The sequence below is a fragment of the Pseudarthrobacter sp. MOO13 genome (assembly GCF_058267655.1).
On record NZ_CM177848.1, the window covers coordinates 3,928,326 to 3,943,990 of the forward strand.

At 66.7% G+C, this 15,665-nt stretch carries 15 protein-coding genes; 10 read left to right on the plus strand and 5 right to left on the minus strand.

Features of this window, described 5'->3' with window-relative positions:
- The first annotated feature begins 87 nt into the window (after positions 1-87).
- Genes AC4EEO_RS17985 through AC4EEO_RS18015 form a run of 7 tightly spaced genes read left to right on the plus strand, consistent with a single transcriptional unit; the run spans position 88 to position 7,435 of the window.
- Complete coding sequence (locus AC4EEO_RS17985; RefSeq protein ID WP_018762697.1) at positions 88-1,413, plus strand: ABC transporter substrate-binding protein; 1,326 nt, start codon at positions 88-90, stop codon at positions 1,411-1,413.
- Positions 1,414-1,422: 9 nt separating this feature from the next.
- Entirely contained in the window at positions 1,423-2,385 is a 963-nt protein-coding gene (locus AC4EEO_RS17990; RefSeq protein WP_018762698.1) for a carbohydrate ABC transporter permease, read from the plus strand.
- The gene (locus tag AC4EEO_RS17995; RefSeq protein ID WP_018762699.1) at positions 2,385-3,278 is read left to right on the plus strand and encodes a carbohydrate ABC transporter permease; all 894 of its coding nucleotides are present in this window, start codon (positions 2,385-2,387) and stop codon (positions 3,276-3,278) included. The genes AC4EEO_RS17990 and AC4EEO_RS17995 overlap by 1 nt, the downstream gene beginning before the upstream one ends.
- A gap of 45 nt (positions 3,279-3,323) precedes the next feature.
- On the plus strand, positions 3,324-4,076 hold the full coding sequence (locus AC4EEO_RS18000) for a sugar phosphate isomerase/epimerase family protein (protein ID WP_018762700.1): 753 nt from the start codon (positions 3,324-3,326) through the stop codon (positions 4,074-4,076).
- Positions 4,073-5,200, plus strand: coding sequence for a Gfo/Idh/MocA family protein (locus AC4EEO_RS18005; RefSeq protein WP_018762701.1), 1,128 nt, complete (start codon positions 4,073-4,075; stop codon positions 5,198-5,200). The genes AC4EEO_RS18000 and AC4EEO_RS18005 overlap by 4 nt, the downstream gene beginning before the upstream one ends.
- A 19-nt stretch (positions 5,201-5,219) precedes the next feature.
- Positions 5,220-6,410, plus strand: a complete 1,191-nt coding sequence (locus AC4EEO_RS18010) for a Gfo/Idh/MocA family protein (protein ID WP_491339418.1) — start codon at positions 5,220-5,222, stop codon at positions 6,408-6,410.
- A gap of 23 nt (positions 6,411-6,433) precedes the next feature.
- A complete protein-coding gene (locus tag AC4EEO_RS18015) occupies positions 6,434-7,435 on the plus strand; it encodes a sugar phosphate isomerase/epimerase family protein (protein WP_491339419.1) in 1,002 nt (333 codons plus the stop codon).
- A 263-nt stretch (positions 7,436-7,698) separates the two neighbouring features.
- Here the strand turns inward: AC4EEO_RS18015 and AC4EEO_RS18020 are convergent, their stop codons facing one another.
- Complete coding sequence (locus AC4EEO_RS18020) at positions 7,699-8,052, minus strand: hypothetical protein (RefSeq protein ID WP_018762704.1); 354 nt, start codon at positions 8,050-8,052, stop codon at positions 7,699-7,701.
- Positions 8,053-8,192: 140 nt separating this feature from the next.
- Here AC4EEO_RS18020 and AC4EEO_RS18025 point away from each other — a divergent pair, with 140 nt between their 5' ends.
- Positions 8,193-8,717: a DUF6328 family protein gene (locus AC4EEO_RS18025; protein WP_109044102.1), complete on the plus strand. Its 525-nt coding sequence runs from the start codon at positions 8,193-8,195 to the stop codon at positions 8,715-8,717.
- 32 nt (positions 8,718-8,749) lie between these two features.
- Here the strand turns inward: AC4EEO_RS18025 and AC4EEO_RS18030 are convergent, their stop codons facing one another.
- The 4 genes from AC4EEO_RS18030 to AC4EEO_RS18045 all read right to left on the minus strand — a co-directional run bounded on the left by AC4EEO_RS18030 (position 8,750) and on the right by AC4EEO_RS18045 (position 12,190).
- Entirely contained in the window at positions 8,750-9,874 is a 1,125-nt protein-coding gene (locus AC4EEO_RS18030) for a glycerate kinase (protein WP_491339420.1), read from the minus strand.
- A 76-nt stretch (positions 9,875-9,950) separates the two neighbouring features.
- Positions 9,951-10,760, minus strand: a complete 810-nt coding sequence (locus tag AC4EEO_RS18035; protein WP_491339421.1) for an SDR family oxidoreductase — start codon at positions 10,758-10,760, stop codon at positions 9,951-9,953.
- A 35-nt stretch (positions 10,761-10,795) separates the two neighbouring features.
- Positions 10,796-11,260, minus strand: coding sequence for a hypothetical protein (locus tag AC4EEO_RS18040; RefSeq protein ID WP_018762708.1), 465 nt, complete (start codon positions 11,258-11,260; stop codon positions 10,796-10,798).
- A 153-nt stretch (positions 11,261-11,413) separates the two neighbouring features.
- On the minus strand, positions 11,414-12,190 hold the full coding sequence (locus AC4EEO_RS18045; protein WP_491340444.1) for a class I SAM-dependent methyltransferase: 777 nt from the start codon (positions 12,188-12,190) through the stop codon (positions 11,414-11,416).
- 207 nt (positions 12,191-12,397) lie between these two features.
- Between AC4EEO_RS18045 and AC4EEO_RS18050 the strand changes: the two genes are divergently transcribed.
- A complete protein-coding gene (locus AC4EEO_RS18050; RefSeq protein WP_240617658.1) occupies positions 12,398-14,041 on the plus strand; it encodes a sensor histidine kinase in 1,644 nt (547 codons plus the stop codon).
- 19 nt (positions 14,042-14,060) lie between these two features.
- Complete coding sequence (locus tag AC4EEO_RS18055; protein ID WP_109044106.1) at positions 14,061-15,611, plus strand: putative bifunctional diguanylate cyclase/phosphodiesterase; 1,551 nt, start codon at positions 14,061-14,063, stop codon at positions 15,609-15,611.
- Positions 15,612-15,665 lie beyond the last annotated feature (54 nt).

The following is a 15,665-nucleotide window of genomic DNA, read 5'->3' on the forward strand; positions in this document are numbered from 1 at the left end:
CAGCAGCCCAGTCCCACCTCCACTCTCAACGATGAGCAGGACCGTACCCACGGCACACTGCGTCCGACGGTCCCGAAAGGACACACCATGAATGCATCTTCCGAACCACGCCGCTCCTTCTCCCGCCGCGGTTTTCTGGGCCTGACGGCTGCCGCGGCCTCCGTGCCGCTGCTGGCAGCCTGTGGTGGCGGCTCGGCGTCGCAGGGCGGCGGGGGCGGGGCCGGCGGGACCGTCAAGTTCTGGGACATGCCCTGGGCAACGCCGGCCTACAATGATGCCGCCAAGAGCATCGCCGAGGGCTTCTCCGGTGCCAACGGCAGCAAGGCCAGCTACCAGATCATCCAGTGGAACAACTTCTACCAGACCTTCTCCTCCGCGATTGCTTCCAAGACCGGTCCCGCGGTTTCCACCGGCGGCGGCTTCCAGGCGTTCCAGTTCGAGCAGCAGGGCCAGATCGCCTATGCGGACAAGGTGATCGACAAGCTGAAGGCGAACGGCCAGTTCGATGACTTCCTGCCCGGCGTGCTGGACCCCTTCAAGTCGGACAAAGGCTACGTGGCTGTTCCCTGGCAGCTGGACATGCGCGTCTTTTGGTACCGCAAGTCCCTCTTCGAGAAGGCAAACGTTGCCCTGCCCACGGACTGGCCGTCCCTCCTTGAAGCCGGCAAGGCCCTGAAGAAGGTCGGCGCGTTCGGCTTCACCACCGGCGCAGGTGCCGGCAACAACTACGCCAACCACTCCATGATCATGATGATGGTCAACAACGGCGGCGGCGTGTTCAACAAGGACGGCGAGCTGGACCTGTTGAACGACCGCAACGTCGAGGCCATGGAGTTCGTCCTGGAGCTCGTGTCCAACGGCATCGTGGACCCCGCCGCGGTCAGCTATACCACCGACAACATGTCAGCCCAGTGGAAGGACGGCAAGGCGGGCTACGGCCTGTTCCAGGTGAACGTTCCGCAGCGCGTGGGCGACACCTCCGGCGACCTCCTGGTCGCTGACCCGATCAAGGGCCCGCACGGGGACAAAGCCACCATCGTGTTCCCGAACAACATCATGATGTACACCAACACCCCGTCCCAGGACGCCTCCGAGGAGTTCCTGGTGTACTACCTGGGCCAGCTCAAGCAGCTGTGGCAGAAGAAGCTCATGTCCGCACTGCCGGTCTTCAAATCCATCACGGAGATGCCCGAGTTCGCGGACGACCCCAACAACGTCAAGATCGTCAAGGACTGGCAGCCGATCGCCAAGACCTTCGCCTCCCAGGGCAGCAAGCTGAACGCGAATCTTGCCGCCCTCGACGGCGGCCAGGCCCTGAACCAGTTCAGCCAGACCATCATCACCGGAAAGGCCGACGCCAAGACCGCCCTGCAGACCTTCCAGTCCGGCCTCGAGTCCGTCCTGAAGAAGTAAGCGCCCGCCATGTCCTCCACCACTGCACAATCCGGCCTCGCCCGGGCCCGCCGCGGGCTTGCCCCCGGCGGGTCCGGGGCCGCCCCCGGCAAACGCAAGAGCAAGCTCTCGGCCCAGGCCACCAGGACCTTTTTCTGGCTCCTGCTCCCCTCTGTGGTCCTCCTGGTCCTGATCCACGGCTACCCGCTGATCTACGCCGCGGTCCAGGCTACGCACGACGGCGACCTGCTCCAGACCGGCAACTTCGTGGGCGTCCAGAACTTCTCCACTGTCCTGAGCTCACCGGCGTTCTGGAAAGCCGCCCAGTTCACCCTCTGGTTCACCATCGTCGGCGTGTTCGGATCCTGGCTCGTGGGCCTGGGCCTCGCCCTGCTCCTGCGCACCAAGATCCCCGCCGGCAATACGTTCAAGGTCCTGCTGCTCCTGCCCTGGGTGGTGCCGATCGTGGTGTCCTCCACCGCCTGGAACTGGCTGGTGGCCACCCCGGACAGCCTGATTCCCGCGCTGTTCCGGAACCTTGGCCTGGGCACCCCGCTGTTCCTGGCAGACCCCACCCTGGCCTCCATCACCGTGATGGTCTTCAAAGTCTGGGTCAGCTTCCCGTTCATGATGATGATGATCTCCGCCGCCCTGGCCTCCGTGGACACCACCGTCTATGAGGCCGCCAGCATGGACGGCGCCAGCCGCTGGCAGCAATTCACCCAGATCACCCTGCCGCTGATCGCCCGCTCCACCTACATCAGCTGGATCCTGATGACCATCTTCTGCGTCAACGACTTCCCCACCATCTACCTGCTCACCGGCGGCGGACCCGTCAACGCCACCACCTCCCTGGTGGTCTTGGCCTACCGCACCGTGTTCCAGGACTTCGCCACAGGCCCCGGCGTGGCCATCGCCTTCCTCATGACCATGACCCTGGTGGTCATCTCGGTCATCCTGTACCGCCAGATCCGAAAGTCGAGTGTCGAATAATGAGCGCAGCAGTCCACGCCCATCCCCAATCCGGCCCGGCCCTGGGAGTCGGCCAGGCAGGCAACACCCGCCGGGTACTCTCCGAAGCCGGCCAACGCGGCCGCTGGTGGCGGTTCATCGCCATCCTCATCATCACCGCGATCGTGCTGGTGCCCATCATGGTCACCATCGTGCTCGCCTTCACCCCCGGTCCCAACAGCACCGCCACCGGCCTGACCTTCGAGAACCTCAGCAACGTGTTCTCCAAGACCCTTGCCGCCACCTGGCTGAAGAACAGCCTGGTCACCACCCTCTCCACCGTGGTGGTATCGGTGGCGGTGGCCGCACCCGCCGGCTACGTCCTCTCCCGCGGCCGGTCCAAGGCCGTCTCCGGCTACTCCCTGCTCCTGTTCGTCATGCAGTCGCTGCCCATCATCACCTCGGTGGTGCCGCTGTTCATCCTGTTCGCCGGGATGGGCCTGGTGGACAACCTCCTGGGCCTGACCATCATCTACGTCGGTTCCACCATGACGGTGGCCACCTGGATGATGGCCGCATACTTCGACTCCATCCCCATCAGCCTCGAGGAAGCGTCCTGGATCGACGGCTGCTCCGTCTTCGGATCCTTCACCAAAGTGGTCCTCCGAAACTCCCTCCCCGGCGTCCTCTCCACCGCCATCTTCGCCTTCCTCTTGGCCTGGAACGACTACCTCGTGGCCATCGTCTTCCTCCGCTCCAACGAAATCTTCACCCTTCCCATGGGCGTGCAGTCCTTCTTCCAGCAAAACGCGACAGACTGGACCTCAGTCATGGCCCTGGCCGTGGTCATGATGCTTCCGCCCGTCATCGTGTTCGCCGCCCTGAACAAATACTTCAGCGTAGGTGGCATCGGCGGCTCCCTCGCCGGCCGCTGACCGCCGCATTCGACCAACCGCTTCCCAACACCGCTAAGGAAACCCATGTCCTACTCGCTTCAGCTCTACACGCTCCGCAACGCCATCTCCGAGGACCTGCCCGGCACCATCAAGAAGGTTGCCGATATCGGCTTCACCCAGGTGGAGCCCTACAACTTCGTAGCCACGGCCAAGGAACTCGGCGCAGCCCTGAAAGAGAACGGCCTCACCGCACCGTCCGGCCACGCCCCGCTGATGAGCCAGGACCAGGACGAGATCTTCACCGCGGCCAAGGAACTGGGCATCAGCACGGTCATTGACCCGTTCCTGCCCGCCGAGCACTGGCAGAAGGCCGAAGACATCCAAGCCACCGCCGAAAAGCTCAACCAGGCTGCCAGGAAGGGGGCCGAGTACGGCATCCGGGTGGGCTACCACAACCACGCCTGGGAGCTGGAGTCCATCATCGACGGCCGCACCGCGCTGGAATACTTCGAATCCCTGCTGGACCCGGAACTCGTCCTCGAAGTGGACACCTACTGGGTAGCCGTGGGCGGGCAGGACCCGGTGGACATCCTGGCAAAGCTGGGTGACCGGGTGAAGTTCATCCACATCAAGGACGGCCCCCTCACCAGGGACAACAAGGCCCAGCAGCCGGCGGGCCAGGGCAAAGTGCCGGTCATGGACGTGATCGCCGCGGCCACGTCGCTTGAAGTGGGAGTCGTGGAGTTCGACGACTACGCCGGTGACATCTTCGAAGGCATCGCCGAAAGCCTTGCTTTCCTGAACAGCAACACCGCAGCCGAGGGGGCCAACGCATGAGCACGCCCGCAGCAAAATCTTCCCGCAAGGGCCCGGTGGGCGTCGGCGTGATCGGCGCCGGGGTGATCAGCAAGCAGTACCTGGACAACCTCACTGCGTTCCCGGACTTGAAGGTCCACGTCATCGCGGACCTCTTCGAGGAGGCCGCCGAGGCGCGGGCCAAGGAGTACGGCATCCCCGAGTGGGGCGGGGTGGAGAAGGCCCTGAACCACCCCGACGTCGAAATCATCGTCAACCTCACCATCCCGGCAGCACACGTGGAGGTGGCCACCGCCGCCGTCAACGCCGGCAAGCACGTCTGGACCGAGAAGCCCTTCTCCTTGGACCGCGAGTCCGGGCTGGGCCTGCTCAAGACGGCGGACACCGCCGGTATCCGCCTGGGCTGCGCCCCGGACACGTTCCTCGGTGCCGGGATCCAGACCGCCCTGCGCCTGATCCAGCGCGGCGACATCGGCACCCCGCTGACGGCGATGACCACGTTCCAGACCCCCGGCCCGGAGTCCTGGCACCCCAACCCGGCGTTCCTCTTCCAGCACGGTGCCGGCCCGCTGTTCGACATGGGCCCGTACTACCTCACCACCCTGGTCCAGGCGTTCGGCTCCATCCGCAAGGTGGCCGCCGTCGGGTCCAAGGCCAAGGATGTGCGCGTGATCGGTTCCGGCCCCAAGGCGGGCGAGAAGTTCACCGTCGAGGTGCCCACCCACGTCTCTGCCATGGCGCAGTTCGAGTCCGGCGCCTCCTCGCACAGCGTCTTCTCCTTCGAGTCCCCCCGGACCCGGATGGGCTTCGTGGAGATCACGGGCACCGAAGCAACCCTGTCGCTGCCGGACCCCAACTACTTCACCGGCGAGATCAAGCTCTGGCGCGCCGGCGACGAGGACTGGACCACCGTTCCCGCCACCGGGCCCGCTAACGGCCGCGGCATGGGCGTGCTGGACATGGCTCGCTCACTGCGGGCAGGAACAGCCCACAGGGCCACCGGCGACCTGGCGTACCACGTGCTGGACACCATGGTTTCGATCAGTGAGTCCATCGACTCCGGCACGTTCATCGACGTCGAAAGCTCCGCCCCGGCATCCTCCGCCATCCCGGAGGACTGGGCTCCGGAAACCGCCACCCTCTGACAGGCAGCAGGAACGCATCATGAGCACACCCGCACACCCCTCCGATTCCACGCCCTCCCGACGGTCCGGCCGCCCGTTGGGTGTGGCCGCGATCGGTTACGCCTTCATGGGCAAGGCGCACTCCAACGCATGGCGGAACGTGGCCAGCTTCTTCGACGTCCCGGCCTTCGAGCAGAAGGTCCTCGTGGGCCGGGACGCCACCGCCGTGGCCGAGGCCGCGGCCGCGTACGGCTGGGCGGAGTCGGCCACCGACTGGCGCGCCGTGATTGAACGGGATGACATCGACATCGTGGACATCTGCGCGCCGGGGTGGATGCATGCCGAGATCGCGATCGCAGCGCTGGAGGCGGGCAAGCACGTGCTGGTGGAGAAGCCCCTGGCCAACACGCTGGCCGAGGCCGAACTCATGACGGCCGCTGCCGCCAAGGCCCGTGCCCGGGGCGTGCAGTCGATGATCGGCTTCAATTACCGGCGCGTTCCGGCACTGGCCCTGGCCAGGGAACTGATCGCCGAGGGACGCCTGGGCACGGTCCGGCACGTCCGCGCCGCCTACCTCCAGGACTGGCTCGCCGATGCGCAGGCACCCATGACCTGGCGGCTGCGGAAGGAAACGGCCGGGTCCGGCGCACTGGGGGACATCGCCAGCCACGCCATCGACCAGGTCCTCTTCCTCCTCGGCGACCAGGTCAGCGAGGTCAGCGGCCGGCTGCACACCTTCGTGGACCGCCGTCCCGGCACAAGTGGTCCCGCAAGCGGCCTCGAAGAAGTGACGGTCGACGACGCCGCCTGGGCCACGCTGTCCCTCACCTCCGGGGCGGTCGCCTCAGTGGAGGTCTCCCGGGTGGCCACCGGCCGGAAGAACTCCCTCCAAATCGAGGTGTACGGCGAGAAGGGCAGCCTCCTGTTCGACCTGGAAAACCTCAACGAACTCGGCTTCCTGGACGCCACCGCCCCCGCCCGGGAGCAGGGCTTCCGCCGCATCCTGGTCAACGAACCCGAGCACCCCTACCTGGAAGCGTGGTGGCCGCAGGGACACATCATCGGCTGGGAACACACCTTCACCCACCAGGTCCGCGACTTCCTGCTGGCGGTCCGGGACGGAACCCAGCCATCGCCGTCGTTCGAAGAAGGACTGAACGTCCAATACGTCCTGGACGCCGTGGAGGAATCCGCAGCCAATAAGAGCACCCTCACCGTCGTGCGCCACTAGCGCCCCACCACCAAGGAGCCCCCATGCCCCGCCCCTTCACCCTGTTCACCGGCCAGTGGGCCGACCTGCCCTTCGAAGAAGTCGCGCGCCTGGCCTCCGGCTGGGGCTACGACGGACTGGAAATCGCCGTCTCCGGCGACCACCTGGACGCCTGGCGCTGGGACGAACCCGGCTACGTCGAGTCCAAACTCGAGATCCTGGACAAGTACAACCTCAAAGTCTGGGCCATCTCCAACCACCTCAAAGGCCAGGCAGTCTGCGATGACCCCATCGACTTCCGGCACCAGGCCATCGTCGGCTCCAAAGTCTGGGGCGACGGCGACCCCGAAGGAGTCCGCACCCGCGCCGCCGAGGAAATGAAACACACCGCCCGGCTCGCCAAAGCACTGGGCGTGGACACCGTGGTCGGGTTCACCGGCTCCGCCATCTGGCAGTACGTGGCCATGTTCCCGCCCGTCCCGGAAAAAGTCATCGACGCCGGCTACCAGGACTTCGCCGACCGCTGGAACCCCATCCTGGACGTCTTCGACGAACAAGGCGTCCGGTTCGCCCACGAAGTCCACCCCTCCGAGATCGCCTACGACTACTGGACCACCGTCCGCACCCTCGAAGCGATCGGCCACCGCGAATCATTCGGCCTGAACTGGGACCCCTCGCACATGATGTGGCAAGGCATCGACCCCGTCTCCTTCATCTGGGACTTCAAGGACCGGATCTACCACGTGGACTGCAAGGACACCAAGATCCGCCAGACCGGACGCAACACCGTCATGGGCTCCCACCTGCCCTGGGGCGACCCCCGCCGCGGCTGGGACTTCGTCTCCGCCGGACGCGGCGACGTCCCCTGGGAAGCCTCCTTCCGGGCCCTCTCCGCCATCGGCTACAACGGCCCCATCAGCATCGAATGGGAAGACGCAGGCATGGACCGCCTCCACGGAGCCCCCGAAGCCCTCGCCGCCCTGAAAAAGTACGACTTCCCCGCCTCCCAAACCAGCTTCGACGCCGCCTTCAGCAGCAACGACTGACGACGCGTGCGGACCCTCCGGCCGGGGCAGCAGTGCGAGGTGTGGATCGCATCCTGATGGCGAAACCATCTTCCTGTCCGCCAATGACGGCCACACGGAGTCTTTCTCGACCACGCACGGCCATGTCCAGCTCGCCCGGGTCCGTGCAGATGCCACCGGCGTCGAACAACTCCCACGGAGGCTGATACAGCATAAGCCCATACAGCAAAAACGGTGGCCCCTGGTTCCAGTATCTGATCCAGGGGCCACCGTCTTAGGTCGCTTTATCCGGCGTCGAAGCTCTCGTCGTCGTCATTGGGCGATTCCTCCTGCGGGAGGTCGTTTCCGCTGCCGTCCGGAAGGCCCGTGGCTTCCTCGCCGGATTCGGACGAAACCGGCGCCGAACCTTGGGAATCGTCATTCGACTCATCGATTTCCGCGGCGCTGGACGGAAGGTCCATGTCGTGGGGCACCGGTTCCTGGCCCGCTCCCTGCTGCGGTTCGTTGGTGTCCGCGCCGGCGGAAGACCCGCCACCGGACCCCTGGCCCTGCGTACCGGCCGCTTCCTGCTCGGCAGTGGGGGTGCCGTAACCGCCCGGGGCGGACTCGGGTTCAGCCTGCTGGTTTTCCTGCGTCATGCTTCCTCCTGTGTGCCAACTGCGGGTGATAATCAGCAAACTTATCAAATATGGGTGCAAGTGCAACGGGATGCCTTGTTTCCGGGTACGGGAGGAGTAGAAAGAAGACCTGGTACTTGGCCTGCAAGGAAGGAGCACCGGTGTCCGATGTTGAGGACTACACGGGCCGGACGGGACGGAATGAGACCCGCGAGGAGCAGCTGGACCGCAACTGGGCAGAACTCCTGCAGGAGCTTCGCGTGCTCCAGACCGGGGTGCAGATCCTGGCCGGCTTCCTGCTGACGCTGCCGTTCCAGCAGCGCTTTGAAACGCTTGATGGCGTAGAGGTGGCACTCTACCTCGCGAACGTCGTAGTGGCGGCCCTGACCACCGCCTTCATCCTCCTTCCGGTGAGCGTGCACCGCAGGCTGTTCCGCAAACGGTTGAAGGAAACACTGGTTTCCAGCGCGGACACCATCACCAAGATTGCCCTTGGCGGCATCGCCCTGCTCAGCGCGGGCACGGCAGCCCTCGTCTTCGACGTCGCGGCCGGGCGCTCGGCCGGAGTTACTGCCGGCGGAGCTTTGCTGGGCATCATGGTGGTGCTGTTGGTATTCGTTCCATTCCGACTCAACAAGCGGGCTTCGGGGAAGCCCGCTCCGCTCCCTCCCGGCAAGGCGCAGTAAGGCGGACTTGGGCCCCTGCAACCCCTCGCCGGCTAGGCGCCTTCGAGCACCTGGCTTGTTGCCCAGGCGAGGTACTTGCCCGCGTTGGCGACGGCGTCGTCCGGGCTCCCTGCCACGTCCAGCAACTGCGCCGCCGCCACCACACCATGCCCGGCGAGGTCTTCGAGGGTCACCAGGATCCGGCCGGCCACCACGATGACCGGAATCCCGCGCTCCCGGGCTGCATCCGCGAGCGCAATCGGCGCTTTGCCGGTCAGCGACTGCGAATCCATGGACCCCTCCCCCGTAATCACCAGGTCTGCGCTGTCCAGCTGGCCGGCCAGGCCGGTCAGGCCGGCCACCAGCGCGAAGCCGCCCTCCAGCGTGGCGTCGGTGAAGGCAAGGAACGACGCCGGGAAGCCGCCGGCGGCGCCCGCCCCGGGGACGTTCACGTCCCGGCCCGTCACTTCCCGCAGTATGGATGCCCAGTTGCGCAGGCCGGCGTCAAGTAGTTCCGCAGCTTCCGGGCCCGCACCCTTCTGGGGGCCGAAGACGTGGGCTGCACCGGACGGTCCATACAGCGGGTTGCGGACGTCCACGGCGATCCGGAAGGTGGTGGCCGCGAGCCTCGGGTCCAGCCCGGATGTATCCAGGGACACGGCGTCGGCCAGCGACCCGCCGCCCAGCGGCACCACATTCCCGGCACCATCAAGCGGCTTCAATCCCAGGGCGCGCAGGGCGCCGCTCCCGGCGTCGGTCATTGCCGAACCGCCCAGGCCCAGCACGATCTCGGTGGCGCCCGCGTCCAGGGCGGCGGCGATGAGCTGGCCGCAGCCGTAGCTGTGGGCGCGCAAGGCGTTGGCAGGGGTCGGTTCCATGTCGGCCAGTCCGGACGCCTGGGCCGTCTCGATCACTGCCGTGACCGTGCCGTCGGCCCCTTTGTGGATGGCCCAGGCGGCGCCGACGGGGGCAAGGATCGGTCCCACCACGGCGTTGAGCCGCTCCTCGTACCCGGCCGCGACTGCGGCCTCCAGGGTCCCCTCTCCGCCGTCGGCGATGGGGAACTGGGTGGCCACGGCATCCGGGTAGACCCGCAGTGCCCCTTCGGCGATGGCGGCGGCCGCTTCTGCCGCCGTGAGGGACCCCTTGAATTTGTCCGGAGCAATAAGAATGCGCATGCGCTCCATCATGCCAGCATCCGCCGGGAAAGCGCTTGCCATCGTAATACGGACGCCCATGGCGCCGGAAGTGCTGTTACCCCTGGCGCCAGTCGTCGCCGGCGAGGTGGGAGCCCGCTTGCGGTCCCATCTGCAGCATTCCGCCATCCACCACCCAGGCCGCACCGGTCACGTAGCTGGAGGCGGGCGAGGCGAGGAACGCAATGACGTCGGCGATCTCCCGCGCGTGCCCCGGCCGGCCGAGCGGGACACCGGGCCGCCTGATCGTCGTCGGGTCCTGGTCCTCCTGCCCCGTCATGGGCGTGGCGATCTCGCCTGGGGCCACCGTGTTGGCCGTGATGCCGTACTGGCCCAGTTCCAGGGCAAGCGTCTTCATGAGGCCGCCGAGGCCGTGCTTGGAGGCATCGTAGGCGGAGGAGCCGACGCGGGGCTGGAACTCATGGACGCTGGACACCGCAATCAGGCGCCCGCCGCTGCCGGCGCGGACCATGTACCGGGCCGCGGCCTGCAGGCAGACGAAGGCCCCATTGAGGTTGGTATCCAGGATCCGCATCCAGTCGTCGATGCCCATGTCCAAAAACCTGGTGTTCGCCCCGGTGCCGGCGTTGTTCACAAAGACGTCCAGGCCACCCAGCTCCCCGGCGAGGTCGTCGATGACTCCGGCGGCAGCACGGAGTTCGGTGGTGTCCAGCTGCCGGACTACGGCCCTCCGGCCCAGGCTCCGAACTTCCTCGGCAGTACCCTCGGCACCCGCCCTGTCCGTATGCCAGGTGACGCCAACATCCAGGCCGGCGCGCGCGAGCGCCACCGCGGTGGCCTTGCCGATCCCGGAATCGGAGGCAGTGACGATGGCAGCGGTAGGCGTGAAATTGCTGGTGTCCGGCATGGCGGGCCTTTCATCGGGGGCAGGCGGGTAGCAGGTCAGGCGGGGCGGCGGAGTTCCGGCTCGTAGGGCCCGTCGGTGCCGCTGGAGCGCCCGCGTGGTCCGGCGGCCAGGGTGGGCGGGCTCTCGGGCGCAGACATCCACGGCACGGCGAACGTCACCACGGGCCGGCCGTCGTCGTCCGCGGACCTGACGGTCAGGCTTCTGGTGCCGGGAGGCACCGACGGGGCAAAGACCTGCAGGTTGCGGGTGCCCACCGTGGCCGAATCCTGCAGGGTGTATTCGGTCCCGAAGTGATCCTGGAGCGTGAGCCGCGGCTCGGGCGCACCGTCCGAGGGCAGGTGGATGTTGACCACCAGCCCGGACGCCCACACCTCCACGGACAGGATGGTGAATTCGGCAACCTCGGTGACATGCCGCCCGTAGGTGGGCGGGAGCAGCAGCCTGCGGAGCGCCCCGGACGGAATGAACTGACGGGTGCTGTTGCCTTGGTCCCCTGCCACAGCTCTTTCCTTTCCTGCGGCCAATTGATAAGCGTACTTACCATAGAGCCTCCGGATCCGCTCCATGTCAAGGACCCGCGCCAGGACTGTGTGGATGGCCTGCGGAGATACCCACAGGCCTGCGGAAACGTGCGGAAAAGCAGGCCCAGCGCGCTACCGCCGGGGCCGGACCACCGCGTAATATCCGGGCACCCGGTCCTGCCCGGGGACGCCCGTGACCGGATTGGTTTCGATGGCAGCGTGGCCGTCTTCCAGGAGTTCCCAGTCCGACGGCGGGAACGCCCGTTCGCGTTCTTCGGGGCCGAAGTGGCCGGGCATCGGCAGCCCGCGGATGGCCAGTTCCAGCGGCGCCGGGATGCCGCGCGTGGTGGCACCGAGGTGGGACACGTACTCCACCGGGTTCCCGTGGAAGTTGGTTTCCGCCATGAAGACGGTGCCGCGGTTGCCGGCCAAGGTCCCCAGGTTTTCCACGAGCGCCTTCTGGTGGGCGGGATCGAGGACGTGCAGGACTCCGCGAATGAAGACGTTGGCGCCATCAGCACCCGCATGGATTGACTCTGCCAGGGCAGCGCCGGCGCCCGGTGCAGTCATGTCGAGCGCTCCGAAAGCAGGGTTGGCAGCTCCTGCGGACTGCCGCCGCGCTATGTCAACCGCGTGCGGCGACACATCCACGCCAATTACCCGCGGGAAGACACCCGCGAGCGCCCGGGTGAAACCGCCGTGGCCGCAGCCGGCGTCCACCACCGGGAGGGCCGGGTCCAGGTACCGCAGGAGGTTGTCCCGGTAGCCGAGGAACTCGTGGTCGCTGCCCGAATCCCACAGGACCTCGCCGCCCGGGCCCGTGGCGGTGATACCGGCCCAATACTGGTCCCACGCCTTATGCCGGTCCTTCGGAGCACTCCGGGACAACCTGACGAGCTTGGGGATCAACAAGTACTTCCGCCAGGCGGACGACGTCGATTTGGTTCGGGAGGACACGGCTCAAATATATGTTCCCGCTCCCGCAGGCGGCGCACCTTGCGCTACATTACGGCGCGCCCCGGCGCGGGGCGGCGGTTGGGGCGCGGGACGGCCGTAGTGGCCCCCTGCACCCTGCATCCCCCTACAATGTACTCAACTGGGAGGGAAGGGAGCACTGTGACGGCTGTCCCGAGTGATGTGCGCCTGCCCCGCACCGCCGTCGTGGCCGATCCCGACGCCGGGCGCCTGGCCCTTAACGCACACGCCCTGCGGGAGGCCGGCTACACCGTCCTGGAAGCCGCCGACGCCGCGTCCCTGGCCCGGCTGCTGGCTGCCGGCGAGCCTTCCATCATCGTCGCGGACGCGCCGCTGTCAGCGGTCCGGACGACCGCCCCGGTCCTGGTGATGGTGGACCTGGACGATCCGGCGGACATTGGGGCAGCGAACCCGCCCGGCATCCACGACTGCATCACCAAGCCGCCCGCACCGCAGGAACTGGTCCACCGCGCGTCGGTCCTTATCGAGCAGGTATCCCGCCGCCGCGCGTCACGGGAGGAGGCGGAGGGGCTCCGCGAACAGCTGCGTGAAGTGTCCGCGGCGGTGCGCGCCACCAACAATCCCCAGGAAATTGCCGACCACGTCGTTGCCGGATTCGGCCGGACCTTCAAGGCCGATTACGTTGTCCTTTCCACCTTCGAGGACCACAGGGTCCCGGTGATCACGGCCACCTGGCGCCGGGGCGGGCTCGTGGAGCTGCGCCCCGAAGCCCTGCCTGGCGAGGACGAAGCCCGTGCCACGGCGGATGCGCTCTGGGCGGGCACGGAAACGCTGTCTGCCGACGGCAGCGAGGCCGATGCGGATGCCCCCGCGAGGCCCGCACCCGCTGTAGCCGGGGCCGCCTCCACCCTGGCAGTTCCCATCGGCGAAGGAAACTCGTCCCTGGGCATCATCTGGATCGCCATGATGGAGCGGCCCAGGACCTGGTCCAGCGCCGAGCTCGGGCTGATCCAGCACGTGGCGGGCAACGCCGCGTATGGACTGATCCAGAGCCACCTGATCAACAGCCAGCAGCAGGTGGTCAAACAGCTGCGGGAACTCGACAAGGCAAAGACGGACTTCCTGGCCACCGTGAACCACGAGCTGAGGACGCCGCTGACCTCGATCATGGCCTACCTGGACATGATCCAGGAGAGCACTGAACACCCGGTATCCAAGGAAGTCCACCAGATGCTGGACATCGTGGTCCGCAACACTGAACGGCTGCGGACGCTCATCGAGGATATGCTCAGCGTCTCGCGTGGCGGACTGGATGACACCGTGATGCACTTGGCGCCCGTACGCCTGGGGCAGACCCTTGACCTGGTGGCCGCCGCACTGCGGCCGCTGGCCACGCTGCAGAACGTCACCATCGACGTCGATCCCGTTCCAGAGGATCCGGAGATCCTTGCCGACGAGGTACAGCTCCAGCAGGTCTTTACCAACCTGGTGTCCAACGCCATCAAGTTCACCCCCAGCGGCGGACGCATCGAGGTGGGCAGTGAGTCCTACGCCGGTGCCGACGGATCCAAATGGGCCACTGTCCGGATCGCCGACACCGGAATCGGCATTTCCAGCGACGAGATCAACCATGTGTTCACCCGCTTCTACCGGGCCTCCAACGCCATGAACGGGGCCATCCCGGGCACCGGCCTGGGCCTGGCCATCTCCAAGGACATCGTGGACCGCCACGGCGGCAGCATCGATGTGGCCTCCACCCTGGGCGCCGGGACCACGGTGACGGTCAGCCTTCCCCTAGGCACCGACCACGCCCAGGTCAACTAAGCGGGAAGGAGGACTGGCAATGTTTGCCGACGACGACCCCCGGCTTTCCCAGCTGCTGGAAGGCATTGTCCGGCTCGCTTCCGGCGACCTCACCTCCCGGATTGAGGTCTCCCCCGCCCGGGACGAGCTGGACGCCATCATCATGGGCACCAACCTGCTCGCCGAGGACTTGGAGATCATCTACCAGGAACTCGAACAGCGGGTCCAGGTCCGGACCCAACTGCTGCACGAAGCCCACCTGGAAATGCAGAAAATGGCGATGCAGGACCCCCTGACCGGCCTGGCAAACCGGTCCGCCCTCATCGAAGCCCTTCGGACCGCGCTGCTGGCCGTGGACGGAAGGACCCTGGAACCGGCCGGCGAGTGCCCGGCAATCCTGCTGATGGACCTGGACTCGTTCAAGTCGATCAACGACAGCCTCGGACATACCGCCGGCGACCAGGTGCTGGTGACCGTGGGCGAACGGCTGCGGGGCGCGGTGCGCGTTTCCGACGTCGTAGCCCGCCTGGGCGGGGACGAATTCGCCATCGTGATGCCCACGGCATCACCGGACCAGGCCGCCATCGTGGCGCACCGCATCCTGGCGGCGCTCAGCGAACCCATCGAGCTCCCCGGCCGCAGCGTGCGCTGCGGTGCCAGCATCGGGCTCAGCCTGGGCAGCGAAGGCCAGAGCCCTGAGGACATGCTGATGGAGGCCGACGTCGCCATGTACGCCTCCAAGGCGGAGGGCCAGAACAAGCTGCACCGGTTCGAACCCGCGCTGCTGCTGATGCGGCGCCTCCGCAGCCAGCTGGTGGATGACCTGCGCGCAGCCATCAAGGAGGATGGCCTGACCCTCTACTACCAGCCGGTGGTTGAGCTCAACACCGGACGCGTCGAGGGCGTGGAGGCGCTGGTCCGCTGGAACCATCCCACCCGGGGCTTCATCATGCCGGACGAGTTCATCCCGCTGGCGGAGGAGGCGGGGCTGATCTCCGAGCTGGGCCTGTGGGTCCTCAGGACCGCTGTGTGGCAGCTGCGGGAATGGATCGACAGCTCGCTGGTGGACAGCGATTTCTCCGTGCGGATCAACATCTCCGCCACGGACCTCCAAAGCCTGCAGTTCATCGAGGACGTGCGCAACGTCCTGAAAGAAACCCGCGTGCGGCCCGACCAGGTGGTCCTGGAACTGACGGAAGTGGCAATCGTCAAGGGCAATGAGCTGGACCGATACTCGCTGGGCGGCCTGCGGGGCCTGGGCGTGGGCATTGAAATTGACGATTTTGGCACCGGCTACTCATCCATCAGCTACCTCCGCCGTTTGCCGGTGGACCGGGTCAAGGTTGACCGGTCGCTGATCACCGGACTGGAGAGCGATCCCAGCCAGCCGGGCCTGGTGGCAGCAGTCCTCCAGCTGGTGCGTGCCTGCGGGCTGGAAGCTGTCTGGGAGGGCGTGGAAACGGCGGAGCAGGCGGAAATCCTTCGCAACCTGGGCTGCCGCAGCGCCCAGGGCTACTACTTCGGCCGGCCGGTCCCACCCGACCAGATTCCAGGTTTATTGAAAGAGCGGGCGGAAAGCGCTAACCAGTAGTGCGCAAACTACTGCGCTTTTGTGGCCGCCGTTATACGATCAGCGTGCGGTGTC